The organism is Burkholderia stagnalis (genome assembly GCF_902830275.1).
Lineage (GTDB): Bacteria > Pseudomonadota > Gammaproteobacteria > Burkholderiales > Burkholderiaceae > Burkholderia > Burkholderia stagnalis.
This window is the reverse complement of record NZ_CADESW010000003.1, coordinates 242,729-258,694: the sequence shown is the minus strand read 5'-3', so window position 1 is coordinate 258,694 and position 15,966 is coordinate 242,729. Positions and strand designations below refer to the sequence as shown.

Here is a 15,966-nt window from a genome sequence, read left to right as displayed (position 1 = left end):
TGAACAAAGCTCCGTTCACTGGCCGAGCAGAACGTAAATTCGCCGCTTGCGCCCGAAAATTGAGCAGTCTAGACTGCATCGCAGTTCCACCGAAGTCCCCGTCGTTCGCGCCCCGCGCCGGCCCGCCGTCGCGCCGCTTCAACCGGACGCCCGGGCGGCCGCCCGCTGCGTCGAGATTCAGGAGGATCTGCCATGAACCGGACCGCAAGGCTTCTCGTCACCGCGCTGGCGTTCGCGCCGCTCATGTCGTTCGCCCAGGACGCGGCGACGATCCGCTGGGGCATCGATCCCACCTATCCGCCGTTCGAGTCGAAGCAGCCGGACGGTTCGCTGGCCGGCTTCGACATCGACCTGCGCAATGCGATCTGCGAGCAGCTGCGCGCGAAATGCGTGTGGGTCGAGCAGGGCTTCGACGGCATCATTCCCGCGCTGCGCGCGCGCAAGTTCGACGTGATCATGTCCGCGATGACGGCCACCGACGAGCGGCTCAAGCAGATCGATTTCACCGGCAAGCTGTACGCGTCGCCGGCCGCGCTGGTCGCGCCGGCCGGCTCGAAGCTGCTGCCGAGTGCGGCGTCGCTCGCCGGCAAGCGGGTCGGCATCGACCAGGGCACGACGCAGGAGGCGTATGCGAAGGCCGAATGGGCACCGAAGGGCGTGACGATCGTGTCGTACCAGAACCAGGACCAGGTGTATCAGGATCTGGTGAACGGCCGCCTCGACGCGACCTTCCAGGACAAGACGCAGGCCGGCTATTCGTTCCTAAAGACGCCGCGCGGCAAGGGCTTCGCGTTCGCGGGCTCTGACGTGACGGACGTGCGCATCACCGGCTACGGCGTTGCGATGGGGCTGCGCAAGGGCGACGCCGAGCTGAAGCAGCGCCTCGACGCGGCGATCGTCGCGATTCGCGCGAACGGCACGTACCAGAAGATCGCCGCGAAGTATTTCGACTTCGACATCTACGGCGCGAAACCGTGACAGCGGCCGCGATGCGCCCCTTCAACCCATCCGTGATTCACCCGACCGACAGGCAAGCCATGACCACGAGTATTCGAGACCGCGTCGCGCACGCGGTCACGCCCGAGCTGATCGACGCGTTCCGCACGGACGGCGCGGTTTGCATCAAGGGCATCTTTTCGCCGGACGAGATTGCGACGCTCAAGGCCGGCATCGACGACAACCTCGCGCGCCCGAGCGCGCGCGCCAAGGTCGCGAGCCGGCCCGACGATCCCGGCTGGTTCTTCGAGGATTTCTGCAACTGGCAGCACAACGACGCGTACCGCGATTTCATCGCGCGCTCGCCGGCGCCATCCGTCGCGGCGGCGCTGATGGGCGGCGACACCGTGCGGCTGCATCACGACCACCTGCTCGTCAAGGAGCCCGGCACGCGGCAGCGCACGCCGTGGCACCAGGATCAGCCGTACTACAACATCGAAGGCGACGACAACGTCAGCATGTGGATTCCGGTCGACCCGGTGCCGCTCGAATCGACGCTGGAATTCGTCGCCGGTTCGCACCGCGGGCCGTGGCTGATGCCGCGCACGTTCATGGACAAGGAGGCGAAGTGGTTTCCGGAAGGCAGCCTCGCGGACCTGCCCGACATCGAAGCGGATCGCGCCGCGTTCCCGCTGCGCCACTGGGCGCTGGAGCCGGGCGACATGGTGTGCTTCCGGATGCTCACGCTGCATGCGTCGGGCGGCACGCAGAACCGCCGGCGCGCGTTCTCGATCCGCTTCATCGGCGACGACATCCGCCATGCGCCGCGGCGCTGGAAGACGTCGCCGGATTTCCCCGGGCTCGCGGACACGCTCGCGGACGGCGCGCCGATGGCGCATCCGCTGTTCCCGGTGGTGTGGTCGCGCGACGCGGGGCAGGTGGCGGCGATCTGATCCGCCGGCGCGGTGCGCAAACGCAGCGGCGCCTGTTCCGAGCCGGAGCAGGCGCCGTTTTGTCGCACGGGCCGAACGGCGCGCGCGGGGAGGCCGATCAGGCCTGCTTGTGCCCCGCGCCCGGCTTGAAGCGCGAGCCGAGCCGGTAGCGATTGCCCGGGTGCAGGAAGTGCACGAGCGTGACGGGCAGGCCGTCGGTCCAGGTGCGGCGCGTGAGCGTCAGGCACGGCTCGCCGGTGCGCATGTCGAGCAGCTGCGCCTGTTCCTGCGTCGGCAGCGACGCGTCGACCACATGCTCGATCTCCAGTTCGTAGTGCGACACGTTGTTGTACAGGTACTCGGACGGCGGCTCGTGCTCGAAATCCTGGTCGATGAAGCCGGGCGCGGCGGCGGGGTTCACGTAGCGATCCTCGAGCTGGATCGGCCGGCCGTTTTCCTCGTGCACGCAGATCACATGGAACACCGGCGCGTTGACCGGCACGCCGAACGCGGCCGCGACGTCGAACGACGCGGGCTCGCGCGCGCGGCTGAGCACGCGGCAGCGGTATTCATGGCCGCGCGCGCGGATCTCGTCGCGGATATGCGCGATCATCAGCAGGTTCGACTGCGGCTTTTCCTCGGCGACGAAGGTGCCGACGCCCGCGATGCGCTTAAGCGCCCCTTCGTCGGTCAGCTCGCGCAGCGCGCGGTTCACCGTCATGCGCGCGACGCCGAACTGCGCGGCGAGTTCGAGCTCGGACGGGATGCGGTCCCCCGGATGCCAGTCGCCGGACGCAATGTTCCGGCGCACGCGCGACTTGATTTGCTGGAACGGCGCGGCGGCCTTCTTGACCATCGGGAGTCCTTGGGCGGGAGAAGCGACGATTCTAGTCTTCGTGACTCACGATGACCAGAATCTCCGCCTGCGTTGCGCCGAGGCTTCGCGTGCGGTGCGGAATCAGCGCATTGAAGTAGACCGAGTCGCCCACCTTGAGCTGCAGCGTCTCGTTCGGGAACTCGATCTCGACACGCCCCTTGTGCACGAACAGGAATTCCTCGCCGTCGTGCTCGCGGGACGTCGACGCGGCGAATTCGTGAGGCGGACGGACGATGAACGGCAGCATCTTCTTCGGCGCGACGCCGGCCGCGATGCTTTCGAACGCGTGCGCATGCCCGGCGGACCTGCCGCCCGGCGCGGCGCGCTCGTCCGCGCGCGTCACCGTGATCAGCTCGCGATTGTGGCGTTCCGAGAACAGTTGCTCGACATCGACGTTCAACGCCTTCGACAGCTTCAGCGCAACGGCGATCGACGGCACGCTCAAGCCGCGCTCGACCTTCGACAGATAGCTCTTGGTGAGGCCGGTCTCATCGGCCAGCACATCGAGCGTCCAGCCCTTTTGCTTCCTCAACAGCTTCAGGCGAATCGTCATGGGCACAGGTTTCTTTTAAAAAACCGATTGTAACGCATGACACAATGTGTCATATAATCGACTCAGTGTCGCCGGGCGCATGCGCGAAACGCAACGCGCAAACGGATGCGCATGACGGCGCACGTCGTTTCGATTGAGGAGGCCATATGGCAGAAACATTGCAGTTGCCGAAGGCGGCGCTCGTTGCGCTCGCCGAGCGGCGTCTCGAGAACGAGATTGGCGAGAGCGGCTGGACCGTGCGGCAGAAGCTTGCGCTCACGTGCCGGATCCTGTTCGACGCGGGGCACGATTCCGGCCTGGCCGGACAGATCACCTGCCGCGCGGATGAAGCCGGCACCTACTATACGCAGCGGCTGGGGCTCGGTTTCGACGAGATATCGGCCGCGAACCTGCTGCGGGTGAACGAGGATCTCGAGGTCGTCGACGGCGAGGGCATTCCGAACCCGGCCAACCGGTTTCATACGTGGATCTATCGCCAGCGCCCCGACGTGAACTGCATCATCCATACGCATCCGACGCATGTCGCGGCGCTGTCGATGCTCGAGCAGCCGCTCGTCGTATCGCACATGGATACGTGCCCGCTCTACGACGATTGCGCGTTCCTGAAAGACTGGCCCGGCGTGCCCGTCGGCAACGAGGAAGGCGAAATCATTTCGAAGGCGCTCGGCGACAAGCGGTCGATTCTGCTGTCGCACCACGGCCAGCTCGTGGTCGGCACGACGATCGAGGAAGCCTGCGTGCTCGCGTTGCTGATCGAACGGGCCGCGAAGCTGCAATTGCTCGCGATGTCGGCCGGCACGATTCGGCCGGTTCCGCCGGCGCTGGCGCGGGAAGCGCACGACTGGATCTCGAAGCCGAAGCGCGATGCCGTGACGTTCGACTATTACGCCCGCCGCGCGCTTCGCACGCATCCCGATTGCGTCGCCTGAACCGTCGCTGCAAGCGATCCGCATTGGTTTTTAATTCTGGAGTGCAAATCGTGTCAACCCTTCTGCAAGGCATCATTGCCTACCCGGTTACCCCTTTTTCCGCCGACGGCGGCGTCGACCTGAAAGCGCTTGAAGCGCTGATCGAGCGTCTGATCGCCGATGGCGTTCACGGCATCGCGCCGCTCGGCAGCACGGGCGAGAGCGCGTACCTGTCCGACGCCGAATGGGACGCAGTCGCCGACGCGTCGATTCGTGCGGTTCGCAAACGTGTGCCGACGGTCGTCGGCATCTCCGACCTGACCACCGCAGGCGCGGTGCGCCGCGCCCGCTTTGCCGAGCAGGCCGGCGCCGATGCGGTGATGGTGCTGCCGGTGTCGTACTGGAAACTGAGCAACGACGAGATCGTCGGCCACTATCGCGCGATCGGCGAGGCGATCGGCATTCCGGTCATGCTCTACAACAACCCGGCGACGAGCGGCGTCGACATGTCGCCCGAGCTGATCGCCACGATCTGCCGCACCGTCGACAACGTCACGATGGTCAAGGAGAGCACGGGCGACATCATGCGGATGCACCGCCTTGCGCAATTGAGCGACGGGGCGATTCCGTTCTACAACGGCAGCAACCCGATGGCGCTCGCCGCACTGGCGGCAGGCGCGGCCGGGTGGTGCACGGCCGCGCCGAACCTGAACGCGCGCCTGCCGCTTGCGCTGGTGGAGGCCGTTCGGGCGGGCAACCTGGCGCAGGCGCGGGAGGTCTTCCACGCGCAGTTGCCGCTGCTGCAATTCGTCGTCAGCGGCGGCCTGCCGGTTACCGTCAAGGCCGGATTGCGCCTGCGCGGCTTCGACGCCGGCGAACCGAGAAAGCCGCTGCTGCCGCTTGGCGAGGACAGGACGCGCGAACTCGCGCGCCTGCTCGCTGCGCTGCCGGCGTGAGCCGCGACGTGCATCCGGCGATCGGGGCGGGCATCGGGGCCGTGCTCGTCGGGGCGTGCCGGCCGCTGGCCGGTACGCCCCACGCGAGCGCGATCGCCAAGCGGCCTGCCCCGGCGCGCCTGTGGCTGGGCGCGCTCGGCTTCGCGGGCGACGAGCAGGCGGACCGCCGGCATCATGGCGGCGCCGACAAGGCGGTCCATCACTACGCGTTCGACCATTATGCGTGGTGGTCCACGCAGATCGGCGCGCGCGACGTGCTCGCGCAACCGGGGGCATTCGGCGAGAACCTGTCGACGTCGGGCATGACCGAGCGCGACGTCTGCATCGGCGACGTCTTCACGTTGGGCGGCGCCGTGCTTCAGCTATCGCAGTCCCGGCAACCCTGCTGGAAGCTCAATGCGCGTTTCGAGCATCCGCGGATGGCCGCGCTCGTGCAGCAAAGCGGACGGACCGGATGGTATTACCGCGTGCTGGAGGAAGGGTGGGTGGAGCCGGGCGCGGTGCTGGCGCTGCACGCGCGGCCCCATCCGGAATGGCCGCTGTCGGCGGTGCTCGACGTGTTGTACCGGCGCACGCTCGACATGGCGGCGCTCGACGCGCTGTGCGGCATCGAGACGCTGCCGCCCGGCTGGCGCAAGATGCTCGAGCGGCGCCGCACGGAACGAACGGTCGAAGACTGGACGAAGCGGCTCGAAGGGTGATGGGCGGCTGCGCGCGGCTTATCCGGCCGCCAGCTCCCGCACGTCCGCCGTCGGCGCGCTGCCGAACGCATCGCTCAGCGCGTAGTCGATCAGCTGCCGCGCGGCCGCTTCCGGCGTCGCGAGCGCCCCGCTCGATTTCAGCTGCTCGAACTTCTCGCGCATCGGGAAGTGCTCCGTGCCGGTCGCGCGGATCGTCGCCTGCATGCCCGTATCCACGACGCCGGGCGCGACGCTGCAGATGCGCAGCCCGCGCGTGCCGTCGAGCGCGACGGCGCGCGCGTGATGATCGAGCGCGGCCTTGGTCGCGCAGTAGATGCTCCAGCCCGCGTACGCGTTGCGCGCCGCGCCGCTTGACAGGTGCACGATGCGGCGCTCGGTGGTGTCGGCGCCGAGCTTCGCGAGCGCGCTCGACAGCATCAGCGGCGTCGCGACGTTCAGGCCGACCGCGCGCGCGATTGCGGCCGGATCCTGCGCATCGAGCGGGCCGATCGGCTCGACGGTGCCCGCGTTGTTGAACAGCAGCACCGTGGACGCGCCGTCGACGAAGCGGCCCAGTGCGTCGCCGGCGAGCCAGGCTTCGAGTTGCGCCGGGTTCGACAGGTCGAGCTCGACTTCGGCGAAGCGCTCGCCGGCCGGCGAGCCGAGCGACGGATGGCGGCTGCGCGACAACCCGAGCACGGCGATGCCCCGCTGCAGCAGTTGCGCGGCGAGCGCGGCGCCGAGGCCGCGCGTGTGGCCGGTGACGATTGCGCGAACGGTCGTGGGAGAAGCGGACGAATTGGCCATGTCGATGAAAAGCGGATGGGGGTTGAACGAGGCAGGGTGCGCCACGGCGCGGAAGGCGGTGCGGGCGGCGATGGCGTGATGGACGATCGATCGCGGCGGCGGGCCGCCGCAAGCGGCTGCCGCGACGCGTCGTGACGATCCCGGCGATGCCGTATCGTAGCGCCGGCGCCCGCCGCGCGCAAACGCGGGCGCCGGCGCGCGGCTTAGACGGTCGCGACGAGGAACACTTCGCCGTCGATCGGCCGGAACGCGTCGCTTCGTCCGTTGAAATAGCGCTGCTCGAGATCGGCCGGCATCACGCAATGCGCGTCGCGGAAACCCGCTTCGCGCGCGAGCGCGACGAATTGTTCCGGGCTGAAGAGGCTCACGAACGGCGTGCCGGCTTCGCGCGCGCGATCGATGACGGCCTGATACACCGGACGATCCTCCGGCTCGACGAGTTCGACGGGCAGCAGGAACGTCATCGCGAGCGTCGTGCCGCGCGCGAGCGATGCGATCTGCCGCAGCGTCGCCTTGATCGCGTCGAGGCTAAGGTACATCGTCACGCCGGTGGACGCGACGACCGCCGGCCGGTCGGTCGCGAAACCCGCCGCCACCAGCTTGTCGAACCACGAATCGCTGGCCTCGAAATCGACCGGCACGAGATGCAGCCAATCCGGCACGCCGAAGCCGAGCGAGATCAGGCGCTGCCGCTTCCAGGCCTGCGGGCCCGGCTGGTCCGCCTCGAACACCTGCAGGCTCGACGCGAGGCCCGGCCGGCGCTGCGCAAAGGTGTCGAGCCCCGCGCCGAGCAGCACGTACTGCGCGACGCCATGTTCGGCGCGCTCGGCGACCAGATCCTCGATGAAGCGCGCACGGCCGATCACCGATGCGCGAAAGCCGCGCGTGCCCTGCGGGTGCATGTCGGGACGATCGCGCCAGTCGTCGTCCGGCGCGATCAATTGCAGGCCGATGTCGTCCTCGAGCACGTACGGCGGCGCATCGACCTCCGTGTGCATGGCCCGCCACAGTGCGACGCGCAATGCGGTGCTTTCCGGTGCGACGGACTGCTTGTCTGGCATAACGTTCTCCTGTCAGGTGGCGAATGATCAACGTGCGCACAGAGTGTAGTCACCGTGCGCGGCGCTTCCAAGCTGGCAGAACTGTGCGCTCGACAGGTGCGGCAAATTCGACAGGTGAAACAAACGCGGCGACTGCGGCGAATCCTGCGCATGCCGGGATCGCGAAAGACACGACGCGCGCAATAATCGCCGCGATTGCGATTGCGATTGCGATTGCGGCTGCGATTGCGATTGCGATTGCGATTGCGGCTGCGGTGACTGCGGCGGCTGCGGCGGCTGCGGCGGCTGCGGTGACTGCGGCGACTGCGGCGACTGCGGCGGCTGCGGCGACTGCGGCGACTGCGGCGACTGCGGCGCCTGCGGCGACTGCGGCGACTGCGGTGACTGCGGCGCCTGCAGCGACTGCGGCGGCTGGGCGGCTGCAGCGATTGGGACGAATACGGCGCATCGCAGGCTTCGCGTGGTCATTACGCGTCGGGTACCGGCCGGCCGCCGAGGCGCCGACGTAACGCGACATGCGACCGCACGCCCCGGCGGCGCGGCACCGGCTATCATATGGCTCGCCCGCCCGGCGCGCTGCCGGGCGGCGATCCGCTTCCCTTTCACCCGCAGCACGCCGCGACGCCACCATGAACACCACTCCGGATACCCCTACGCCCCGCCCCTTGCGCGAGCTGACGCAGCTCGAAGCGCGCATTCTCGGCGTGCTGGTCGAGAAACAGCACGCGGTGCCGGACACGTACCCGCTGTCGCTGAATGCGCTCACCGCCGGCTGCAACCAGAAGACCGCGCGCGCACCGGTGATGAACGTGACCGAAGCCGAGGTGACGACCGCGATCGACGGGCTGAAGCATCTGAGCCTCGTGATGGAAGGCAGCAGCAGCCGCGTGCCGCGCTTCGAACACAACGTGAACCGCGTGCTCGGCATTCCGAGCCAGGCCGTCGCGCTGCTGACGATCCTGCTGCTGCGCGGCCCGCAGACGGCCGCCGAACTGCGCCTGAACACCGCGCGCCTGCATGGCTTCGCGGATATCTCGTCGGTCGAGGCGTTCCTGGAGGAGCTGGCGACGCGCGAGCCTTCGCTCGTCGTGAAGCTGCCGCGTGCGGCCGGCGCGCGGGAGAACCGCTGGACGCACCTGATGTGCGGCGAGGTGAGCGTGAGCGACTTCGCGGCGCAGGAGGCGGGCGGGGCCGATTCGGTGCCGCCGTCCGAGTTCGAGGCGCTGAAGGCCGAGCAGAAGCGCCTCGCGGACGAAGTCGCGCGGTTGCAGTCGCTCGTCGAGCGGATGGCGGCGGAACTGGGGATCGAAGTCGATCCGCCGGGCGGCGCTTCCTGACACCGTGCCGGCGACGCTTTATGGCAGCTTGACGCCCGGCACGAGATAGCGCGATCCGCCCGGTTTCAGGATCGGCGTCAGCGCTGCAAACGGCGCATCGAGCTGCGGCCCGAGGCAGGCGCCCATCGCGTGCCCGATGCCGGACACGCTGAACGACAGCTTGCCGGGCGCATCGAACTCGAACGCGAGATAGCCGGGGAACACGTCGGCGCACGACATCGAATCGCCTTCGCCGTTCGTCGGCTGCATGCCCGGCTTGGCTTCGTCACGCAGCCGCGTGATGAAGCGCACCAGCGCAGGGCTCGTTTCCGGCACGCTGTCCCCGCCCGGCGATGAAGCGTCGATGACGCGATTCCAGTCGAGATACGTGCCGTGCAGCAGGTCGAACGTCACGGGGTCGTAGTGATTGTCCGGGTGCGCGCCGCCGCAAAAGGTACTGCCCGATTCCACAATGCCGAGTACCGCAGGTGACAGCCACGTAACCGTCACGTGCTCGTCGTCATATCCGCCGAGCGTGCCGGCCGCCGGCCCGTCATCGGTGTAGCGCGTCGACGCGCATTCGAGTGCGGCGAGGTTCATCTGCCCGTGCCGCTGCGCCAGCAGGCGGTTGACCCGCGTCATCACGGCCGGATCGGGATGGCGGCTGAGCCGCGGATACATGAACTGCGTGCGCGGGTCGCGCCACATCCGGTAGCCGACCGCACCGTCGCCGATTTCGGGGCCGGCAGGTTGCGCGTGGCCGGCGAGCTTCAGCGCCGCGTAAGGCGCGTGCTTCATGTCGATCTCCGCGCCGCGCGCGATGCCGCTGCCGACGCCGCCCGCGATGAGATCGGTGACGGCTTCGACGGCGCCGGGCGCCACCGCGTCGGGATCGTATTCGGCGACACGGCGCAATGCGAAGGCGCGCGTCTTGCCGGAGCGCGCGTCGGTCCAGCGGCCGCGATAACCCCCGTTGTCCTGCGTGCCGCGCCAGGTTGCCGCGGCATGGTCGAAGCCGGCGTGATCGCCGTATCTCGACGCGGCGCGCGCGTCGTCCGGCAAATCCCTGCGTGCAAGCGGCTCGACGAGCTGTGCGGGCTTGCCTTGCAGCGGGATGTCGATGCCGTACTGCGCGTAGAAATAGCGACCCGAAATCGTGCCGTCCGCCGCCGGCCGGCTGTCGAGTTCCATCACGACTTCGCCGGCGCCTTGCAGCGTGCCCTGGTAGACGATGCGCGGCGCGGCATCCGCGACGCCTGCGTGGAGCGCGAACAGCAGCGCAATCGGAACCGGTAGTTTCATGCGACGACGATCCGCGTCGCGCCCGCATCGACGAGCCGGAACAGCAGATCCTCGACGGCCGTCTCGGGCGCCGAACCGAGATCCGCGTTGACGCGCCACCCCTGTTCGGTGCACGCCGGTTCGGACAGGTAGTGGACGATGCCGTGCAGGCCGTCCTCGCCCGGCGCGTTTTCGTCGTCGGCGTCGAACCACGCGAAGAACCAGGCCTTGAATGCGTCGATCGCCGCGCGTTCGTCGAGGCCGTCGGCTTCGATCGCGGCCCAGTCCCACACGAACGGGCGGATCGACACGGCAGCCGTATCGAGCTCGAACGCGAACGGCTCGAATTCCAGTTGCGTGACCGAATCGATCATCACGGGCCGGCCCGCCGATTCGCCTTCGGTCGGAATGATGTCGGCCCGGCACGGCAGCGCCAGCGGCCCTTCGGTGGCAAGCGTGCCGTCGGCCTGCCGGTAGGCCGGTTCGACGTAAGCGGCCGGTTGCGCGGCCGCTTTCGCGAGCAGGTCGGCATAGGGCTGGCGGATGGCGCGGAGCAGTTCGGATACGGTCATCGTGGCATGTCGGATGGGTCGGCGGGCACCCGCGCGACCGCATCGAACGACGGCGCGCCGCGGTACCGGGCAGCCGTGATCGTACGGCACTTCGGCCGCGCGTGGGCAGTCGGCCGAACGGCCAGGGCGTTCGCATGGCCTCGCGAGTCGTGAGACACCCGGGATCGTTTCAAAAAGGCGTTTGATGCCGGCCGTCGTTTCGCCGACCTGTCGACTCGAATCATTGCCCCGGTATTTAGACGTTTCCCTTCAAACAACCGAAAACGCCCTCCGCCGCGCGCCTGTTGTGCTTCAATCGATCCGGTTTGCACTCCTACTAAAACGACGCATCGCGAACGAACTCACACAAGGACGACCTCCGATGTCCTCCAGACGTTTGATGACTGTTGCGGCCGCCGTGTCCATGCTGCTGGCCGTTGCCGCACCGCCGGCCAGCGCCGGCGCGCCGACCGAGCCCGATTCGTTCTACACCTATACCGGCACCACGCCGCTTGCATCGATTCCGCCGGGCACGGTGCTCAAGACGCGAAACGTCACCTATCACGTGGCCGGCATCCCGACCGCGCTGACCGCGCAGCAATTGCTGTATCGCACCAACAACGCGCGCAACCAGCCCGTCGTCAACGTGACGTCGGTCATCCGCAGCCCGGCCGGCAACGGCCGCGCCATCTCGTACCAGTCGGCCTACGATTCGTTGAACCCTTACGACGAGCCGTCGCGGGTGATCGCCGGGGATCGGGACATCACGAAGGTCATCAACGCGGGGACCCTGCTCTACAGCGCGGAATCCATCCCGCTGTCGACGCTGCTGCTGCTCGGCTACAACATCATCGTGCCCGATACGGAAGGCCAGGCGGCGGATTTCGCCGCCGGTCCCGAATACGGCATGACGACCCTCGATTCGATTCGCGCGGCGCTCAATACGCCGTCGACCGGGCTGGCCCCGTCCAGCAAGGTGGCGATGATCGGCTATTCCGGCGGCGCGATCGCGACGAACTGGGCCGCGCAACTGGCGCCGAGCTACGCGCCGGACGTCAACCGGCAACTCGTCGGCGCGGCGGAAGGGGGCGTGCTGGTCGACCCCGCCCACAACCTGCGCTACGTCAACGGCAGCATCGTCTGGGGCGGCGTCGCCGCGGCTGCGCTCGCCGGGCTGTCGCGCGGCTACGACTTCGACCTGACGCCTTATCTCAGCGACACCGGCGTCGCCGTATTCAAGGACATTCAGAACCAGTCGCTGGCCTACATCCTGCCGCGGTACTCGGGATTGCATTGGGGAACGCTGTTCAAGCCGCAATACGCGAACGACATCAACAGCATTCCGGCGTATGTGACGTATGCGAACAAGGTGAATGCCGGGCTGGCCGCGTCGCCGACGATCCCGATGTTTATCGGCCAGGGAACGGCTGGCGTGCTGGACGGCACGTTCAGCAGCCAGGTGGGCGACGGCGTGATGCTGGCCTACGACGTGCGCGCGCTGGCGCAGAAGTTCTGCGCGAGCGGCGTGCCGGTGGTGTACACCGAGTATCCGCTTGAACACGCCGGGGCCATCGTGCCGTGGGTGGCCGGGATGCTGCCGTGGCTCTACGACCGCTTCGGCGAGAAGGCGGCGCCGAGCAACTGCGCGCTGGTTGCGCTCCTGCCGAGCAATTCGCTGGCGCCGGAGACGCAGCACTAGACGCGGCAATGGTCGCCAACGCGTGATTCATCGCGCGCTGTCTTGTTTGTGTATTCGACAGGCTGACGGGCGATCCCGGGTGGATCGCCCGTCCCGCATTCCGCCCCCGCCGCCGTCTCTGCGCTGCGCCCTTCCGCCGCCCCGCCCGCGATCGCTGCCGCCCCGCCCGAGTGCCATAATCGAGGCTGCTGACCATTCCAAGACGTCCCCCCGGAGAATTTCCATGCAGAACCTCGACAATCCCTCACACGATCGCGAGGTAGGCGTCGCCGACGCGACGCAAGACACCACGCGCATCGACGACGTCCGCATCGGCGCCGTGCGCCCGCTGATTTCCCCGGCGCTGCTGCAGGACGAACTGCCGGTGCCGCTCGCCACGCAGACGCTCGTCGAGGACACCCGCAAGGCGATCGGCGACATCCTGCATGGCCGCGACGACCGGCTGCTGATCGTCGTCGGCCCGTGCTCGATTCACGATCACGGCCAGGCGATCGAGTACGCGCACCGCCTGAAGGCCGCCGCCGACGCGCTGAAGGACGACCTGCTGATCACGATGCGCGTCTATTTCGAGAAGCCGCGCACGACGGTGGGCTGGAAAGGCTACATCAACGATCCGCGGCTCGACGGCAGCTTCCGCATCAACGAGGGGCTGCGCGCCGCGCGGCAACTGCTGCTGGACGTCAACGCGCTCGGCCTGCCGGCCGCGACCGAATTCCTCGACCTGCTGAGCCCGCAGTACATCGCCGACCTGATCGCATGGGGCGCGATCGGCGCGCGCACGACCGAGAGCCAGAGCCACCGGCAGCTCGCGTCGGGCCTGAGCTGCCCGATCGGCTTCAAGAACGGCACCGACGGCGGCGTGCAGGTTGCCTCCGACGCGATCGTCGCCGCGCGCGCGAGCCACGCGTTCATGGGGATGACGAAGATGGGCATGGCCGCGATCTTCGAGACGCGCGGCAACGACGACGCGCACGTGATCCTGCGCGGCGGCAAGACCGGCCCGAACTACGACGCCGCGCACGTCGAGGCGAGCTGCGCGGTGCTGCGCGCGGCCGGCTTGCGCGAGCAGGTGATGGTCGACTGCTCGCACGCGAACTCGAACAAATCGCACGAGCGGCAGATCGATGTTGCGCAGGATCTCGCGCGGCAGCTGTCGCAAGGCGAGCACCGGATCGTCGGCGTGATGGTCGAGAGCCATCTCGAGGCGGGCCGCCAGGACCTCAAGCCGGGCGTGCCGCTGAAGTACGGCGTGTCGATCACCGATGCGTGCCTGAGCTGGACGCAGACGGAGCCGGTGCTCGACGTGCTCGCGGAGGCGGTGCGGCATCGACGGGTGTATTCGCGCAACGCGTAACCCGATGGCGGCGGGGCCGGGAGGCCGGGCCCGTTGCCGAACGACAGGTTGCCGCTTTCTCTTGCGGCAAGACCCCTGACGCTCGCGCCCTGGCCGATGGTCGGACTCGACCGCCGGTCGGCGCTGGCTCGTCCCCATTCGCTTCCCGGGCGAAATGCCGGACATCTCCGGCCGGCAATACTTGAAACAACGGCTGCGTCGCGCGCGGCCGATGCCGAGCGACAATACACACAACTACAGGACGCGTCCTACTAATCCGCACGAGATTTCGCGCCACATGCCGCACGGCCTTGCACTCTGCACGATGTGCATGCGTTTCGGCGACTGCATCGTGTCGTGACTGACGGGCGTTCGGGCCTTTGCCGACAGTAGCGTGACGGATCGACGCAGAAGTCGCCATTTTTAGGCCAAGTCTTATATTTCACCTCCCATCAATAGGACAGAATCCTATTTCCGCGTTGCGTCGCAATAGTCGGTGTGCCACTCGCGGCACCCGATTCGCAACCATTGCCGAGCGCTTCCGCCGTCGCCTGAATGAACGGGTGGCCGCCTATGAAGGCGTTCTCCAGAAACTGCATCGAGCGGTATTGCCGGTATAGCCGACCGAGCCTTTTCGGGCATCCCCGCCGTTCATTCGGAGGATCGCCGGAACACGGCTTGAACGTGGGCCGGGTTGCCCATCGATATGTGAATTGGATTTCTGATTAATAAGTCATGCAAATCGTCTTGCCAAAAAACAACCATCCGGGGATGACGTTGCTTGCCGCCATCGCGCTGTCTCTCGTCTCGCCGATCGTCCACGCGAACATGATCGTCTATCCGATGGCCGTCTCGATCGGCTCCGGCCGCGAATCGGCCGCGCAGCTGCGCGTCTACTCGAAATCCGAAGCGACGCAATACGTGAGGGCGATCGTGAAGCGCGTGATCGACCCGGCGACGGATCACGAGCGCGAGGAGAGCGGCATGCGCTCCGGCGACGACGCGGTCGTGATCTCTCCGGCCAAGTTCGCGTTGCCGGCCGGCGGCACGCGCCTCGTGCGCGTGATTCCGCTGAGCGCGCCGCAAAAGGAGGTGCTCTATCGCGTCTACCTGCAGCCCGCGGCGCCGCCGTCCGACGACGAACCCGGCGCGAAGGACGGCGTAGCCGGCCAGGTCAAGTTCAGCCTCGTCTGGGCGCCGCTCGTCCGTGTGCTGCCGAAAGCGGCCATGGCCGATCTCGACGTGTCGGACGGCACGCTGACCAACACCGGCAACGTCCGGATCGGCTTGCTCGAGGCCGGCGCATGCGAGTCCGAGCGGGACGAGTCGTCATGCCGGTGGATGAAATTTGAACGCAGTGTCTACCCGGACCAGCCATTCAAGCTGGAGGGCCTGACTCCCGCGCGTTACGTGCGGATTCGATATCGAGTGGAGGGAATGGCGGATGTGCAGCAGAAGGTCGTGCCCGCGCATTCCACCGCCGCGATGAACGCGCCGAGCGCGCATAACGAGACCCGATCGGGTCACACCTTTGTCTCAACCAACCAGAAGGATTAACGATGCTGAAATACGTTCCGATCGCTGCCGCGGCCCTGATGTCGATGTCGGCGTACGCCGTGCAGAAGGACATCACCGTCACCGCCAACGTCGACACGACGCTCGAGATGCTGTCGGCCGACGGCTCGGCGCTGCCGACGACCATGCAGATGCAGTATCTGCCGGGCTCGGGTCTCCAGGCGACTGAAGTGAACACGAAGATCTTCACGAACGACAAGGCGAAGGATCTGCAGGTCCGCCTTGCGGCCGAGCCGGCGCTGAAGAACCAGACGAGCCCGGGCGCCAAGGAGATTCCGCTGGCGGTCAAGCTGGGCACCACCGCGCTGAGCACCACGGCGACGACGCTGAAGGCGTCTGAGATCTTCACCGGCGAACTGGCGCAGGGCTCGAACGTGCTGCCGCTGTCGATCGCACAGAAGACGGCTGGAGCCATCACGGCTGCCGGCAGCTATCAAGGTCTCGTCAGCGTGATCGTCACGCAGAGCGCGGCATCGGGCAGCTAACGCCCACCGCTGCATC

The 15,966-nt window shown here is 67.6% G+C and carries 16 protein-coding genes; 10 read left to right on the top strand and 6 right to left on the bottom strand.

Annotation, left to right across the window (positions count from 1 at the left end):
• Nucleotides 1-192 precede the first annotated feature (192 nt).
• The gene (locus HWY45_RS08185; protein WP_059879202.1) at nt 193-978 is read left to right on the top strand and encodes an ABC transporter substrate-binding protein; all 786 of its coding nucleotides are present in this window, start codon (nt 193-195) and stop codon (nt 976-978) included.
• A 59-nt stretch (nt 979-1,037) separates the two neighbouring features.
• Nucleotides 1,038-1,889: a phytanoyl-CoA dioxygenase family protein gene (locus HWY45_RS08180; RefSeq protein WP_059879204.1), complete on the top strand. Its 852-nt coding sequence runs from the start codon at nt 1,038-1,040 to the stop codon at nt 1,887-1,889.
• Between the two features lie 97 nt (nt 1,890-1,986).
• On the opposite strand, the gene hutC is transcribed toward HWY45_RS08180, so the two are convergent.
• Together hutC and HWY45_RS08170 are read right to left on the bottom strand one after the other, a co-directional pair.
• Nucleotides 1,987-2,724: a histidine utilization repressor gene (gene hutC / locus HWY45_RS08175; protein ID WP_059879206.1), complete on the bottom strand. Its 738-nt coding sequence runs from the start codon at nt 2,722-2,724 to the stop codon at nt 1,987-1,989.
• Between the two features lie 31 nt (nt 2,725-2,755).
• Nucleotides 2,756-3,298, bottom strand: coding sequence for a helix-turn-helix domain-containing protein (locus HWY45_RS08170; RefSeq protein WP_059565055.1), 543 nt, complete (start codon nt 3,296-3,298; stop codon nt 2,756-2,758).
• Between the two features lie 146 nt (nt 3,299-3,444).
• On the opposite strand from HWY45_RS08170, the gene HWY45_RS08165 reads away from it, so the two are divergent.
• From HWY45_RS08165 to HWY45_RS08155, 3 genes are read left to right on the top strand one after another with little or no spacing between them, the layout of a single operon-like run.
• The gene (locus tag HWY45_RS08165) at nt 3,445-4,227 is read left to right on the top strand and encodes an aldolase (RefSeq protein WP_059879208.1); all 783 of its coding nucleotides are present in this window, start codon (nt 3,445-3,447) and stop codon (nt 4,225-4,227) included.
• Nucleotides 4,228-4,277: 50 nt separating this feature from the next.
• Nucleotides 4,278-5,162 carry a dihydrodipicolinate synthase family protein gene (locus HWY45_RS08160; RefSeq protein ID WP_059879569.1) on the top strand — a complete coding sequence of 295 codons (885 nt, stop codon included), beginning with the start codon at nt 4,278-4,280 and terminating at the stop codon, nt 5,160-5,162.
• The gene (locus tag HWY45_RS08155; protein ID WP_059801185.1) at nt 5,159-5,863 is read left to right on the top strand and encodes an MOSC domain-containing protein; all 705 of its coding nucleotides are present in this window, start codon (nt 5,159-5,161) and stop codon (nt 5,861-5,863) included. The genes HWY45_RS08160 and HWY45_RS08155 overlap by 4 nt, the downstream gene beginning before the upstream one ends.
• A gap of 18 nt (nt 5,864-5,881) precedes the next feature.
• Here HWY45_RS08155 and HWY45_RS08150 read toward each other — a convergent pair whose 3' ends face one another.
• Both HWY45_RS08150 and HWY45_RS08145 read right to left on the bottom strand, forming a co-directional pair.
• Entirely contained in the window at nt 5,882-6,649 is a 768-nt protein-coding gene (locus HWY45_RS08150; RefSeq protein WP_059879212.1) for an SDR family oxidoreductase, read from the bottom strand.
• Between the two features lie 203 nt (nt 6,650-6,852).
• On the bottom strand, nt 6,853-7,710 hold the full coding sequence (locus tag HWY45_RS08145; RefSeq protein ID WP_059879216.1) for a class I SAM-dependent methyltransferase: 858 nt from the start codon (nt 7,708-7,710) through the stop codon (nt 6,853-6,855).
• 629 nt (nt 7,711-8,339) lie between these two features.
• Between HWY45_RS08145 and HWY45_RS08140 the strand changes: the two genes are divergently transcribed.
• Complete coding sequence (locus HWY45_RS08140) at nt 8,340-9,047, top strand: YceH family protein (protein ID WP_059879220.1); 708 nt, start codon at nt 8,340-8,342, stop codon at nt 9,045-9,047.
• An 18-nt stretch (nt 9,048-9,065) separates the two neighbouring features.
• Here HWY45_RS08140 and HWY45_RS08135 read toward each other — a convergent pair whose 3' ends face one another.
• Entirely contained in the window at nt 9,066-10,328 is a 1,263-nt protein-coding gene (locus HWY45_RS08135; protein WP_059879223.1) for a hypothetical protein, read from the bottom strand.
• Nucleotides 10,325-10,879, bottom strand: a complete 555-nt coding sequence (locus HWY45_RS08130; RefSeq protein ID WP_059879226.1) for a hypothetical protein — start codon at nt 10,877-10,879, stop codon at nt 10,325-10,327. Before HWY45_RS08130 ends, HWY45_RS08135 begins: the two co-directional genes overlap by 4 nt.
• Nucleotides 10,880-11,240: 361 nt before the next feature.
• Between HWY45_RS08130 and HWY45_RS08125 the strand changes: the two genes are divergently transcribed.
• The 4 genes from HWY45_RS08125 to cblA all read left to right on the top strand — a co-directional run bounded on the left by HWY45_RS08125 (nt 11,241) and on the right by cblA (nt 15,950).
• Nucleotides 11,241-12,557, top strand: a complete 1,317-nt coding sequence (locus HWY45_RS08125) for a lipase family protein (protein WP_059879228.1) — start codon at nt 11,241-11,243, stop codon at nt 12,555-12,557.
• A gap of 223 nt (nt 12,558-12,780) precedes the next feature.
• Nucleotides 12,781-13,911 carry a 3-deoxy-7-phosphoheptulonate synthase gene (locus tag HWY45_RS08120; protein ID WP_059801196.1) on the top strand — a complete coding sequence of 377 codons (1,131 nt, stop codon included), beginning with the start codon at nt 12,781-12,783 and terminating at the stop codon, nt 13,909-13,911.
• Nucleotides 13,912-14,625: 714 nt separating this feature from the next.
• Nucleotides 14,626-15,447: a fimbrial protein TcfA gene (locus tag HWY45_RS08115; RefSeq protein WP_059879231.1), complete on the top strand. Its 822-nt coding sequence runs from the start codon at nt 14,626-14,628 to the stop codon at nt 15,445-15,447.
• Between the two features lie 2 nt (nt 15,448-15,449).
• Complete coding sequence (gene cblA, locus HWY45_RS08110; protein WP_059879233.1) at nt 15,450-15,950, top strand: cable pilus major pilin CblA; 501 nt, start codon at nt 15,450-15,452, stop codon at nt 15,948-15,950.
• The last annotated feature ends 16 nt before the right edge of the window (nt 15,951-15,966 follow it).